The following is a 13,259-nucleotide window of genomic DNA, read 5'->3' as shown; positions in this document are numbered from 1 at the left end:
GCCAGGACCCCCCTTAATTTTTTCTTTTAGTAGTTATCCAAAAATGCTTCTATCTCCCGCCTGTCCGGCATGGACGGCGCCGTCCCGATCTTCTGCACCGAGAGTGCCGCCGTCGCGCTGGCGAACACGACCGCGTCCTTCCAATCCTTCCCTTCCGACACGGCCGCCAGAAGTCCCCCGCAAAATGCGTCTCCCGCGCCGGTAGTGTCCACGGCCTCTACGGAGAACGCCGAAACAAACTCCCCTTTTCCGGATGCCGATGATAAAAAGGCACCCCGGTCTGCCATGGTAATGATTACCTCGCCGATTCCGCGTTCATGAAACCAGTCCGCCGCCCTCGCTGCGTCCGCTTCCGAACAGACAGGAATCCCGGTGTAATACTCTGCCTCCACCTCGTTGGGCGTGATCACATCGATCCGTTTCCACAGCCCCTCCGGCAGGTCTGCCGCAGGAGCCGGGTTTAAGATCACTCTGGTCCCGCTCTCTGCCGCGTATTCCGCAACCCGCTCCACCGCATCCAGATTCGTCTCCAGCTGCATCAGCACATATTCACAGTCCTGGATCACTTCCTTTAAGGAGTCCACTTCCTGCTCCGTTATGGAAAGCCCCGCTCCTGGTACCACCACAATCTCATTCTGACTGCTGTCCTCTCCCACCAGAATCAGCGCACAGCCCGTGTCCTCCCGGTCGGTCCGGAAAACCCGCCCGGTCTCCATGCCCAGTTTTTTCATTGTATTTAGTGCAATATCGGAAAATGAATCCGTACCCAGCTTTGTCGCCAGCGTGACTTTTGCGCCCGCTTTAAAGGCGGCCACAGCCTGGTTAAAGCCCTTCCCCCCAGGGCCCATTTTAAATCCGTTCCCCTTAACCGTTTCTCCCGGAACAGGCAGATGCGGCGCACGGGCCATGATATCCACGACAAAGCTTCCAAAAACCAGTGTTCTTCTTCCCATATACAACCTCCTGGTTCCCCGAACCAATCACTCCTCCAGCAGTATAACTCCGTTTCCTGCACCGATTCTGTCGGCTCCGGCTTCTATCATGGCCTTCGCCTGCTCACAGATACGGATGCCACCGCTGGCCTTCACCTTTGCTGAATCTCCCACCGTCTCTCTCATCAGACGAACCGCCTCTTCCGTGGCGCCTCCGGTCGAAAATCCGGTTGATGTTTTTACAAATCCAGCCCCTGCTTTCACAGAACGGCGGCAGGTTTCCACGATCTCCTCTCTGGTCAGCAGGCAGGTTTCCAGTATGACTTTCACCACCGCGCCGCCGCTGGCTGCCACGACTGCACGGATATCCTCCTCCACGCGGTCGTAATTTCCATCTTTTACGGCGCCAATATTGACGACCATGTCAACCTCTTCCGCCCCGTCTTCCACGGCTGCCTTTGCCTCGTACGCCTTGGCGCGGGTGCTCATGGCCCCCAGAGGAAAGCCCACGACACAGCATACCTTTACGCCGCTTCCCTTCAGAAGTTCAGCCACCAGCGGAACGTGGCATGTATTGACGCATACCGATGCGAAATGGTATTGAACCGCTTCCCGGCAGTATCTTTTTACCTCTTCTTCTCTCGCGTCGGCGCGCAGTATGGTGTGATCAATCTTTTCTGCAATATTCATGTTGTCCTCCATTTCTATCCTTTGATTCCCCCCTGTGCCACCGCGGTGACAATGTATTTTCTCGCAAAGAAAAACAGTACCACCATGGGGATTACTACAATAAACGCTGCCGCCATCAGCCTCTCATAGCGGATTCCTGCGGACTGCACAAATGAAGTCAGTCCCACGGTCACGGTCCTCATCCTTGACTCATTCGTCACCAGCATGGGCCATAAGAATGAGTTCCAGCTGTCAATACTGCCCAGAAGAATGATAGTAATGATCGCCGGCTTGGCGATTGGAACCATGATTCTCCAGAGAAATTTCCAGTTGGATGCCCCATCCACCCGCGCCGCGTTGTAAAGCGAGCCCGGAATCTCCAGAAAGAAGTTTCTTAATATAAAGATATAGAGTATGTTGGCTGTATACGGTACGATCAGCGCCTTATACGTATCAATCTGATGAAGCTTCACGATGGTAACGTAATTGGTAATGGCAAGAAGCTCAAACGGAACCATCATAAATCCCAGGAACAGGGAAAAAATAATGTCTCTCCCGGGAAACTTAAGCCTAGAAAATGCAAAGGCAGTCAGTATGCTGACCGTGGTCGTCAGGATCACTGATGAGACCGTGACGAACAGCGAGTTTATAATATACCTTGCGAACTCCCCGGAACTCAGCACATACTTGAAATTATCCAGCAAAAATGACGGCGGCCACCAGATCGGAGGCATCTGCGTCACCTGCTCCGGCGTTTTAAACGCAGTAATGATCATCCAGTAAAACGGCAGAACCATCATCACCGCGCCGGCCGACAGGATTACGTAGGAAATGATCTTTACAGCCAGATGTCTATTTTTCATCTCAATTCTCCTTTTTACCTGCTGACCCATTTTTTCTGAATCGTCATCTGCAGCATGGTCATGATAAACACGATCAAAAACAATACCAGTGCGGCCGCGCAGGCGATGGAAACGTTCATCTTATGATAAAAGTTCTCATATATGTAGAACACCACGGTATAAAGGGAGTATCCCGGCCCCGGTTTTCCATTGAACAGCGCAAATACTTCATTAAACACCTTCGAGGTATTGATAATATTGATAATCAGAACCAGCGCGATCGTGGGCGATAAGAGCGGAAGCGTTATGCGGAACAGAATCTTTGCCGGTTTCGCCCCATCCACTTTTGCCGCCGTATAATACTGTTCACCGATGGTCTGGAGACCGGACAGGAACAGGATAATAGTAAATGGCAGCTTCGTCCAGATCCCATAGATAATCAGGGCCGCCAGCGCCATCCTGGGATTCTCCATCCATTTGACCGGCTCGATCCCGATCACTCCAAGCGCGTAATTGATAATGCCGTAATCGTAGTGATACATCCATTTCCATACGATTCCAACGGCAATGGTCGCCGTGACCATCGGCAGAAAATATACGAACTGGAAGAACGCGCTTCCCTTCAGCTTCTGGTTTAAGAGAATGGCTACCGTCAGTGCAATGACTGTGGAAAGCGGTACGACAAATGCCACGTAAAGGAATGTATTTTTCAGTGACAGTAAAAACTCCTTATCCGAGAAAAGCGCTGCGAAATTCCCCATTCCCATGCCGGTGTAGGTGTTGGCCAGATAATCATAGTTCTCCAGAAATGCATTCAGAAAGACCGTGATAATCGGAAAGACCATGAACACACTCACTACAAGAATAAATGGGAGCAGATAGATGAAGGGTTCCGTAAATGTCCTTACCGTGACTTTTTCATCACTTTTTACCTTAACCGATCTTTTCCTCTGTCTCAGAATCATAGATGTGAACCCCCTTCTTTTTCAAACGAACCGATATCTTCCCTCCAATTTCATAGGTCTGTCCGCTTTCCAGCGTACTTCTGAATTCTTTTCCCCCAATTTCCAGAAGATACAGGGTTTCCTTGCCATTTAAAAATACGTTTCTTACGGTTGCAGGCGTCTCATAGACTCCCTCCGCCGCTGCCTCAAACGCCTCGCTCCGGATTCCCAGCTTCACCCTTCTTCCTCTTTCGATGCCATTCATCCCGGCAATGAGAAATCCCGTATTGTCCCCCTGCAATATTACACGGTTCCCATCGACTATGCCCTCGTATAGATTAATCGGCGGATTGCCCAGGAAGTCCGCCACAAACGGATTGCACGGTTCATCGTACAGCTCCTGAGGCAGCCCGTACTGCTGGATCCGCCCCTTTTTCAGGAGCAGAATATGATCTGATATGCTGAGTGCTTCCTCCTGGTCGTGGGTCACGAAAATGGTGGTGATCCCCGTCTCCATCTGAAGCCGCCGGATCTCCTCCCGCATTTCCAGGCGGAGCCTGGCGTCTAAATTGGACAACGGCTCATCGAGAAGCAGAATCTCCGGTTCCTTTGCCAGGGCTCTTGCTATAGCCACGCGCTGCTGCTGTCCTCCCGAAAGCTGGGATGGCTTTCGGGTAAAGTAATCTTCAATCCGAAGCAGTTTGGCAAACTCCGCTGCCCGCTCCAGCCGTTCTTTTTTTGAAACCTTTTTGATCTCCAGCGGAAATGCGATATTCTCCCCCACCGTCATGTGGGGATACAGCGCATAATTCTGAAATACCAGGCCGATATTTCTCTTATCCGGAGACAGAGATGTCACATCCCTGTCTCCGAAATAAATCGATCCCGAAGTAGGCGGCAGAATTCCCGATATTAAATTAAGCAGGGTACTCTTTCCGCATCCGCTTGGCCCCAAAAGCGTGGTCAGTTTCCCATCGCAAAATTCCAAAGATAGATCATCAAGGGCTACCGTTTCCCCAAATCTCTTTCTGATATTCTGTAATTTAATCTCCATGGCTCACCTTTTCATCTGATTGGACTATTTGCGGATTGCTGCTTCTGCCGACTTTTTAGCCTCTGCAAGTGCCGTATCCATGTCGCTTATATCCAGCATAATCTCTTCCAGCGCCTTATCCAGACTCGTGCGAAGCTCATACCAGCCCGCTATGGTCGGCATATATCCGTAGGAATCTCTCTGCTCGTAGACCGCAGCCGCCACCGGATTTACTTTTAAGAAATCCTGGTATACGCTCTCGTTCATGGCAGCAGTAGATGCCGGAAGGGCGCCAAATACCGTTCCGCACTCCGCATTGACTTCCGGGCTCAGTAAGTATTTTAAGAACATCCAACTGGCCAGTTCCTCTTCCGGATTGGTCTTTGCAATGGCAAATACCGGCTCGGAAAGGCTGACAAACTTCTTGGGGCCCTCCTGAGGAAGCGGCGCCGCTCCCAGTTCGAACTTGTCTCCGACCGCGGTGGCAAGATATCCGTAGTTCCCGGATAATGCAACGTAGCATCCGACATCGCCGTTGGCAAATGGATTGGTAAAGTGTTTGTCGTCTCCCACCAGACGGGCAACCTTCTTATTGATCAGATCTTTGTACCAGGTAATTTTCTCTCTGGCTGTCTCAGAATCAAAACCAATGGTTTTATTCTCCAGATCAATCACTTCTCCGCCGGCCTGTGTCAGAACCTCCATGTAACCGTCCACCATAATCTGGAATCCGAAGCCAGGCTTGCCAATCTTGTCGCTGACAGCCGTCGCCACGGCCTCCACCTCGGACCAGGTCTTCGGCGGTTCTATGCCAAGTTCTTCAAACATGGTCTTATTATAGAAAAAGACATTGCCGCCCAGGAACAGAGGCATGGCGTAGCGCTTATTGCCCCACGGCACATACATCTGATTCAGCCCTGAGTTGATATCTTCATCAAAGTTCTCATACCCCACCGTCGAATCATAAATGTAATCGTCCATATTCACCAGCGCTCCCTCATTGATATAGCTGGTCATATTGGCTGCCGCAGAGTGAACCATGCTGGGCAGATCGTCTGCTTTTGCCGCCGCCATAACCTTTGCTTCGTACTGGTCTGCGGGCTGATATTGAAGCTTAACCGTAATATCAGGATTTTTCGCGTGGAATTCGTCCGCTACCTTCTGAAACCACACCTCATACTGATCAGAATACTGATGCCATATGGTTATCTCCACCGGACCCGTAATCTCCGTCGCGATGGCTGCGGCCGTCTCTGCTTCCGTCGCCGCCGTCTCATTCGTTCCCTCGTTCTTCCCCTCGTTCTTTGCCTGGCTTTCTTCTGTCTTTGCCTCTTCTGCCTTTATCTCCTCTGTCTTCTCCGGCGCAGCCACCTTCTGTGGTACACAACCCCCGAGCAGTACCGCCGTAAGTCCCAATGCTGCAATGCGTCTTAGTTTACTCATCCTGTAACCTCCCTGTTCTTCTCCTTTTGTTTTTACCGGTTCCCCTGTTTATTCTTCACCCAGTTCGATGTTCTCCCTGGTATACTGTTTTAAAATCTCCTTCAGTTCCGGATCGTACTGATCCACAAATGGCGTAACATCTGTAAAATGTTCCAGGAAATCCAGATACGTTCTTCCGCCCTCTCTTCCCTTTTTCGTATGCCAGTCATAGATATCATACTCTGTCGGAAGCTTTGCGTACTCCCCTCGCTTGTACTCCTCGATTACGATCGTCTTAATCGTATCGCTGGAGCGCTCTTTCCGGCATTTGCACAGATAACGAATCGCCTGGAACAGGAACAGCGCCCTGCTGCCGCTTAAAGAGTACGGAAACTCCTCTCTCATGGTTTTCAATGTCTGGATTAGAATGGGGGCGGTCGGCTCCCCGAATCCGATGTCTTCCACGCTAATGACGGAAAGACGTCTCCAGAGATAGTTCTCCAACTCCATGCTGGTAACATACATCTCGTATCCGCACCGGATCGCGGTGTCCTCGTCCGCATGGCGGATGCTTTTCTGCAGTGCGGAAATCACCTCATCTGCGTGCAGTCCGTTCCTCGTCATAACATTCTCAAATGGATCGTACTGTGGTTTGTAGCTGTAGCTGTTGTCATGTTTCATTGCTGCTTTCCCCCTTGTAGTGATGTAAATATATATTTAGTAATTGTACACGACCCACGGATCGCCTCCGATGTCTGTGCAAAGTTACTATCTATTTCTCAGCAAACTTTATATTGGTCGGAAGGAGGATCTCACGGCTCCTTTTGTTCTTTCCGCCGTTATGAATCCGTTCCCACAACAGTTCAAACGCCAGCTCCCCCATCTCCCTCATAGGCCGTTCGATGGTAGACAGCTGAAGTCCGAAATCCGGGAATGTACCGATATCATCAAATCCAAAGAGACAGACATCCCTGCCGATCCGGTATCCTGCTTCGTTTAAGTATTTCACGCATCCGATCAGCTCCGAACTGGAAAATGCCACAATTGCCGTGGGACTGTTCTCCATCTCCATCAGGCACTTACAGGCATCATATCCGCTCTCAACGCTCAATTCTCCCTCGATCACCCAGTCCGGACAGACCTCCAGCCCGTGCTTCTTCATGCATTCCAGGAAACCGTCCTGCCTTCTCGCGCCCACTCTGGAAAAATCAGGGCTGGTGACGGCCGCAATCTGCATATGTCCTGCCTGGATCAGCTGTTCTGTGGCCTTATAAATAGCCCCCTTATTGTCAATAAATACCGCGTCGAAATCCCCGCCCTCCGTATCACGGTCGATGAGGACCACGGGAATCCCGGCCCGTTCCACTGCTTCCAGCATCTTTCTGGTGGCGGAGGTCTGATAGAGACTCGGGGTGATCAGAATACCCTTTACACTCTGAGCCTTCAGCTGCTTTAATATCTCCCCCTGCTTTTTCTCATCATCGTCCGTTTTATAAAAGAGAACCGTTATATTCTCCTCATCCGCCTTTCGGGTCACACCGTCGTATACCTTCACGAAGAATGGATTAACCCGCTCCGGCATCACCAGGCCGATCATATCTGAGGCCTGGGTAATCAGGCTTCTCGCCGCCGCATTCGGACAGTAATTCGATTCCCGGATAATTTCCTCAATATTTTTTTTGTTTTTTTCGCTCACGTAACCGGACCCGTTGATCACTCTCGACACCGTAGCCACGGATACACCTGCTTTTTCAGCAATATCCTTAATCGTAAGACTCATTTTGCACTCCATTTCTCCTGCGGCCGCACTATGCGGCCATGATGCAGTAATGTGTAATCGTTTACACATATTTTCAAAAAAAATTAAGGTTATTTGAAAATATGTGAATTATGTAATCCTTTATAATCAGTGGTTTTTGTAAAAGGCAAGTAGTTGTTTAGTATTATAGTGTGTAATCGTTTACACATTTGTATCTTACCATTATTTATACAGATTGTAAAGTATTTCGTGAAAAAAAATGGACATTTTACATAAAAGATTCCCCTTTTAATCTTTTAACTATTTAAACTATCCGGTTCTTAATCAAGGCCGTCAAACAGCTGTCCCTGACAATTTCAAAGGACAGCTGCCACCTTCATAAGACGAGGATATTATTTTAATGTATCAGAATAGCTCACAATTTTGCCATCTCCAGCCCTCCCGGCCAGGTAATCCACGCAAATTCCACTCTCTTCCCGCAGCGAGCGTATTACCGCCTCCCCCTTCTCTGCACCCAGAACATACAATGCTGTCGAAAGCATATCTGCATAAATGGCCCTGTCACAGATTACCGTCACACTGGTAAATTCAGATTCTACCGGTTTACCGGAGGCCGGATCGATCAGGTGGCCATATACTCTGCCATCGCGTTCAATATAATGTTCATACCAGGAAGACGTTGAAACAGCCTGGTCCTTTACTGGCACAATTGCCATCATTTTTTCCGGATCCTCCGGCCCGCGCACACCGATTCTGTATGTATCCCCCATAACATACAAATTTCCCCCGAAATCCACACACGCCTGCCCCACGTGATAATCTTTTAAATAGTGTATGATATAATCGATTGCCAGCCCCTTCCCAATGGCCCCCGGATCTATGGTAATTCCTTCGATATCTATAATTGCGGCTCGTTTATCCGGAAGCAGCCTGATATGATGGTACCCGGTCCTGTTTATAAGGATGGCAAGCTCCTTTTCTGCTGGAATGCGCACCTCCCCTGAACCGATTCCCCATCTCTTAATCACTGCTCCAACCGTGGGATCGAAGGCTCCATTACTCCGTTTCGCCATGCTTAAACTGGTATCCAGAAAATCATACAGAAGTGCGGATACCTCATACGGCTGTCCCGGTCTGTAATCCCGGCACATTACCGACAACTCGGATTCTTCGTCATACATATTCAATGTCTGCTCCACTTGAAGTGCAAGATCGCGGCAGCCGGCCAGAAGTGTGCTGACCTCCGGTCGTTCCTCGATCCGAACCATGCAGTACGTTTCATAAGCATAGAAATTTACTTCCCGCATTTTCGCTTTTTTCATTTCCGGATCTCCCTCTCTGCTCTCCCCTTTTCTCTCTTATCTCTTATCTTTCCGCTCAGCACTTTGACAGTTCTTCCTATATTCATTGGGTGACATACCAGTCTTCTCTTTGAACACCTTAGTAAAATAAGCAAAATTATCGTAGCCTGCCTGCGATGATATAACACTTACCGGCGTTCTGGTCGTAGAGAGCAGTTCTTTTGCCAGATCAATCCGTTTTTGTATCAGATAACTGCTGATGGACAGCCCCATCTCCTTTTTAAACAGGCGGGACAAATAATCTGGATTTAAAAATACCAGACGGCTCAAATCATCCCGCGATAAGTTTTCCTGAAAATGGTGGTCCATATAGTCCCTGATCGTATCTACAATCGTATGGGGGCGCTCTACTACATCTTTATATTCCATTGCCTTGGACAGAAGGTACTCCAGATACTGCATCATATTATGGGAGGAGAGTGCTGCTCTTCCGTAGATCTTATTGTTTTCCTCATTGTCAAACAGCATATGGGCGTATATATTCATAGATCCCAGCCAGGAATACACCATCTGGGTAAGATCCAGTCCCAGCTGCTGCAAATTTCTGGAACTGAGTTTCTGCTGACCGGCCAGAATATCCAGGTAACGCTCCACCGCTTCCTTCAATTCTCCTGTCTGTCCATATTTCATCATATCCCACCAGTTTTTAAGGTCCGGTACCTCATACATCATGCTGACGGGCTCGTATTCCTGAAGGTACAGAACCTTCTTTTTATTTCGCGGCGATTCATACATCATGGTATAGATACAGCTCACATCTTCATAAACAAGATTTGCAGTACTCCACATACCCACTCCGCAGAGCACATTCAGCTCCGCCTTCCCCATTCCCTCCATAAAGAAAGCCATAAAGCGTTCTACGTCGCGCCTTAATACATCCGGATCCGAATTCATCCTGGCTCTCAGCATAAGAAAATACATATGATCTGATATTTTTGCATGAAATTCATATGCCTCCACGCCATCATCTGTATTATCTTCCAGACAATTCGTACACAAAGCATCTACCGCATCCGCCAGCCCTGCATAGGATTCTGCCACGTCACGGACCATCTGTATTACAATTGGAAGAAATACCTTTCCACGTATGTAATCGAGGCCACATTCCTCTATCTTGCAGTTTAACTCTTCCTCATCTGATGAAGCCTCCCTTGCCAGCACACCAGTCCAGAAATACTCCACAACATTCTGACGGTTCTGCTCCCAGTACCGGCTGCTCTCTTTAAACGCCTCATTCTGCCTGCTCTTTAAGGACCGCTCTACCGCCAGGACTACTGCCTTTTCCAGCTGTCCATAGTCTACGGGTTTTAGTATATATTCCAGGCTCTCAAGCTTAATCGCCCTCTGTGCATATTCAAATTTGGCATAGCTGGTGAGAAAGATCGCCTGAATTGGAAATCCCTCCTCCCGAATCCATTCCAACAGGTCAAGCCCCGTCTCCTGAGGCATCTCAATGTCACAGATCATGACATCGATCGGATTGGAAGACAGTACCTTCTTAGCCGCAGGAACCCCCAGAGCTTGGAAAGCCTGGTCGATATGCAGCCGCTCCCAGTCTAAATTACGTTCGATCCCTTCAATTACATGAAGATCATCATCCACAATCAGCAGATTCATCCGGCTCATCCCCCTTTTCTAAAGCCGCTTTTACGGTATATGGAATATGAATATCGACAACAGCGCCCTTTACCGGTCCGTTATAGAAACTGATACTGGCCCGGTCACCATAAGTATAGTACAGACGTTTAATCGTATTCGATATGCCGATATGCCCTGTTTCCTCCTCCATATATTTATTCTGATCCGTCAGCTGCTCCAGTATCTGCGCCGAAAATCCAGGCCCGCTGTCTGTAATACAAATATTTGTATAGGGAATCCCGTTCATTTCCTCTGAAAATACGGTAACCGTAATTTGTAAAACGGAATCTAAGTCAACAGCATACTTTATACAATTCTCTACAAACGTCTGGATCACCAGCGGCGGTATTCTGGCCTCCCTCGTCTCATCCTCCTGCTCCAGATAGTAATCAAACGCGTGCTCAAATCTCAGCTTCTGAATCTCTAAGTAATGGCCGATATGCTCCAGTTCTTCCCAGATACACACAAAATCCCGGCCATTATTAAATAAATACCTCATATATTCGGCTGTCATGACCGACATCCTGCTGGCCTGGGTGTATTTGCCCAAATCAATTGTATTGTATATAAAGTTTAGACAGTTCAAATAAAAATGCGGTTCAATCTGAAGCTTTAAGTACTCCATATACATTAGCTGTTTCTTTATTTCCCCTTCGTACACCTCCTCCTGCAGCATGCTGATCTTCTGCAGCAATTGCCGGAATTCTGCATTGGCCTGCTCCAGTTCCGACAGCTCACTGCTGCTTATCTCCTCCAGCCCTGTCTTGCCCCGGCTTAACCGCTCCAGATTATTAGAAAACTTTTTGATAGGTTTTAACACTTTATTATACAAAAAATAAATACTGCACAGTGTAATGAAAAGCATGGCCAGTGCCAGAAAGACGAGCCCCATCTGCATCAGAAATGTCTTTTGAAACAGACCGTAATCATGAACAGTCAAACGCACAGAAAACGGCAGATTGCTGAACCGCCGTTCGATCGTGATCGTATCCGGCTCCATGGTACGCTCCCCTGCAATGCGCCGGTTATTCTGGTCAAAGAGCAGCGCTGTGGTTTTTCCGTCCTTTACCGCATTTTCCAGCGGCGCGATAAGGTCAGCTGGCCGGATCCAGCATCCAACATAGACTTCCCGGATGCTGTAAAATTTTATAATATAATTGCAGCCGCCGCTTCCCTCGACAAACTGCCAGTACTGGCTCCCGGAGTTGGGGATCAGCATCTCTCCCTCCAGCCTGTGTATGATATCATCCCGGTACTGCTCCCAGACATCCTGTCCCAGTTTATCATTCGCATTGGCACCTACATACTGTTTTCCCTCCGGAAAAAAGGCAAAAAACTGATACTCGCTTCCATACTCCATAGAATACATGCGAAAGGCATCCCGCAGTTTACCAATAAAGTAATTTCGAAAGGCGATGTTATCAGTTGTCTTAATACTGTTGATATAGGAATCCAGCTCGATCTCCGTCTCGCCTTCCCCCAGGATCAGCATGCTCATACGCCGGTTGATGTTTGTGACTGTATTCTCAATCTTATCAATATAGAAGTCCACAAATGTCTCGGCATAGCTCACAATCTGCTTTTTAAAGTAATAGGTGCTGGCCACACTGATACCGATATAAAGGGCAGAAAGAGGCACGAGAATCATCATCAACCGCCTTAAACGGCTGGATATTGAATTCCCGGTCCTCTTTTCTGTCCTCATAGAAAGTCCTCCCCCTGATGCAACGCATCATCTCCTAACATCTTAACCTTTGACAGCTCCCATCGCAATACCCTTGGAAAAGTATTTCTGCAAAAACGGAAACAACATCAAAATCGGAATCATGGCCACAAATGCAATTGCCATTCGGACAGAAACTGTTGGAAGTTTAGCCAGAATATCTGAATTTGAGCCAACCTGACTGGAGTTTAGGTACTGGATATCTGTCACCACTTTATTCAGGAAGTTCTGAATACTATAGAGTTTCTCTCCATTATAACCAGTCAGGTAGTAAAGGCCGTTGGTCCAGTCATTCCAATAGCTGAGGCCCGAAAACAATGCCATGGTTACCGCTATTGGTTTTCCCAGCGGCAGAATAATACTGCCAAATATCTTAAACTGACTCGCCCCGTCAATTTCCGACGCCTCAAACAGTTCCGTGGGAATACTGGTGCTGTAATACGTTCTCATCAGAAGTACATTCATCGTGTGCATCAGAAGATTGGGAACAATCAGGGCAAAAATAGTATTTTTCACGTTAAAAGCAGAGGTATACATCAGATATGTCGGTACCAGTCCGCCGTTAAACAGCAGTGTGAATACCACATAAAAGGTAAAAATCCGTTTCCCCGGCAGATCCTTTAGGGAAAGAGGATATGCCAGCATGGCCGAGATCATCACATTGATACTTGTACCAACCACAGTGACAAACAAGGTAACCGCATACGCCCTGAATATCTTTTTCCCCTTCATAACAATGTATTCATAGGCATACAGACTGAATTTCTCCGGAAAAAAGGAATATCCGTTCAGTACCAATGTATTCTCTTCCGTTACGGAGGAGAGAAACACGAGTACAAAGGGGAGTACCGCCATAACGGTCACGAAAATCATGACGGTATGGGAAATCAGATTAAATATTTTCTGGTCTTTTGATCTCATATCTTCCCCTCCCCC

Annotated in this window: 12 protein-coding genes; all 12 read right to left on the bottom strand. The window is 48.2% G+C overall.

Translation table 11 applies throughout. The features are described from left to right. Positions 1-26: 26 nt before the first annotated feature. Positions 27-953, bottom strand: coding sequence for a ribokinase (gene rbsK, locus M1L66_RS00860; RefSeq protein WP_434690295.1), 927 nt, complete (start codon positions 951-953; stop codon positions 27-29). 27 nt (positions 954-980) lie between these two features. Continuing rightward, positions 981-1,622 (bottom strand): deoxyribose-phosphate aldolase, encoded by a 642-nt coding sequence (gene deoC, locus M1L66_RS00855; RefSeq protein WP_434690292.1) that lies wholly within the window; start codon positions 1,620-1,622, stop codon positions 981-983. 14 nt (positions 1,623-1,636) lie between these two features. Next, on the bottom strand, positions 1,637-2,464 hold the full coding sequence (locus M1L66_RS00850) for a carbohydrate ABC transporter permease (RefSeq protein WP_434690290.1): 828 nt from the start codon (positions 2,462-2,464) through the stop codon (positions 1,637-1,639). Positions 2,465-2,478: 14 nt separating this feature from the next. After that, on the bottom strand, positions 2,479-3,408 hold the full coding sequence (locus M1L66_RS00845) for a carbohydrate ABC transporter permease (RefSeq protein WP_187023556.1): 930 nt from the start codon (positions 3,406-3,408) through the stop codon (positions 2,479-2,481). Further along, positions 3,377-4,441: an ABC transporter ATP-binding protein gene (locus M1L66_RS00840; protein WP_187023555.1), complete on the bottom strand. Its 1,065-nt coding sequence runs from the start codon at positions 4,439-4,441 to the stop codon at positions 3,377-3,379. Before M1L66_RS00840 ends, M1L66_RS00845 begins: the two co-directional genes overlap by 32 nt. A 24-nt stretch (positions 4,442-4,465) precedes the next feature. Continuing rightward, complete coding sequence (locus tag M1L66_RS00835; RefSeq protein WP_434690288.1) at positions 4,466-5,863, bottom strand: ABC transporter substrate-binding protein; 1,398 nt, start codon at positions 5,861-5,863, stop codon at positions 4,466-4,468. Between the two features lie 48 nt (positions 5,864-5,911). Continuing rightward, positions 5,912-6,523 (bottom strand): hypothetical protein, encoded by a 612-nt coding sequence (locus M1L66_RS00830; protein WP_434690285.1) that lies wholly within the window; start codon positions 6,521-6,523, stop codon positions 5,912-5,914. 91 nt (positions 6,524-6,614) lie between these two features. After that, a complete protein-coding gene (locus M1L66_RS00825) occupies positions 6,615-7,622 on the bottom strand; it encodes a LacI family DNA-binding transcriptional regulator (protein WP_434690283.1) in 1,008 nt (335 codons plus the stop codon). Positions 7,623-7,993: 371 nt separating this feature from the next. Beyond that, entirely contained in the window at positions 7,994-8,923 is a 930-nt protein-coding gene (locus tag M1L66_RS00820) for an FAD:protein FMN transferase (protein ID WP_434690281.1), read from the bottom strand. Between the two features lie 36 nt (positions 8,924-8,959). Next, positions 8,960-10,579: a helix-turn-helix domain-containing protein gene (locus M1L66_RS00815; RefSeq protein ID WP_434690278.1), complete on the bottom strand. Its 1,620-nt coding sequence runs from the start codon at positions 10,577-10,579 to the stop codon at positions 8,960-8,962. After that, the gene (locus M1L66_RS00810) at positions 10,557-12,305 is read right to left on the bottom strand and encodes a sensor histidine kinase (protein WP_187023548.1); all 1,749 of its coding nucleotides are present in this window, start codon (positions 12,303-12,305) and stop codon (positions 10,557-10,559) included. The genes M1L66_RS00815 and M1L66_RS00810 overlap by 23 nt, the downstream gene beginning before the upstream one ends. A gap of 42 nt (positions 12,306-12,347) precedes the next feature. Further along, a complete protein-coding gene (locus M1L66_RS00805; RefSeq protein WP_434690275.1) occupies positions 12,348-13,244 on the bottom strand; it encodes a carbohydrate ABC transporter permease in 897 nt (298 codons plus the stop codon). Positions 13,245-13,259 lie beyond the last annotated feature (15 nt).

Origin of the sequence: Hungatella sp. SB206 (assembly GCF_051132295.1) — a bacterium.
Taxonomy (GTDB): domain Bacteria; phylum Bacillota; class Clostridia; order Lachnospirales; family Lachnospiraceae; genus Hungatella; species Hungatella effluvii.
Note: the sequence above shows the minus strand (reverse complement) of the source record. Positions and strands in the feature narration are given on the sequence as shown.

Excerpts from the sequence above, each read along its gene's own strand:
- M1L66_RS00820 (WP_434690281.1), bottom strand. The coding sequence starts at position 8,923 with ATGAAAAAAGCGAAAATGCGGGAAGTAAATTTCTATGCTTATGAAACG.
- M1L66_RS00810 (WP_187023548.1), bottom strand. The coding sequence starts at position 12,305 with ATGAGGACAGAAAAGAGGACCGGGAATTCAATATCCAGCCGTTTAAGG.
- M1L66_RS00840 (WP_187023555.1), bottom strand. The coding sequence starts at position 4,441 with ATGGAGATTAAATTACAGAATATCAGAAAGAGATTTGGGGAAACGGTA.
- M1L66_RS00825 (WP_434690283.1), bottom strand. The coding sequence starts at position 7,622 with ATGAGTCTTACGATTAAGGATATTGCTGAAAAAGCAGGTGTATCCGTG.
- M1L66_RS00845 (WP_187023556.1), bottom strand. The coding sequence starts at position 3,408 with ATGATTCTGAGACAGAGGAAAAGATCGGTTAAGGTAAAAAGTGATGAA.
- M1L66_RS00850 (WP_434690290.1), bottom strand. The coding sequence starts at position 2,464 with ATGAAAAATAGACATCTGGCTGTAAAGATCATTTCCTACGTAATCCTG.
- rbsK (WP_434690295.1), bottom strand. The coding sequence starts at position 953 with ATGGGAAGAAGAACACTGGTTTTTGGAAGCTTTGTCGTGGATATCATG.
- M1L66_RS00830 (WP_434690285.1), bottom strand. The coding sequence starts at position 6,523 with ATGAAACATGACAACAGCTACAGCTACAAACCACAGTACGATCCATTT.
- M1L66_RS00805 (WP_434690275.1), bottom strand. The coding sequence starts at position 13,244 with ATGAGATCAAAAGACCAGAAAATATTTAATCTGATTTCCCATACCGTC.
- M1L66_RS00815 (WP_434690278.1), bottom strand. The coding sequence starts at position 10,579 with ATGAATCTGCTGATTGTGGATGATGATCTTCATGTAATTGAAGGGATC.
- deoC (WP_434690292.1), bottom strand. The coding sequence starts at position 1,622 with ATGAATATTGCAGAAAAGATTGATCACACCATACTGCGCGCCGACGCG.
- M1L66_RS00835 (WP_434690288.1), bottom strand. The coding sequence starts at position 5,863 with ATGAGTAAACTAAGACGCATTGCAGCATTGGGACTTACGGCGGTACTG.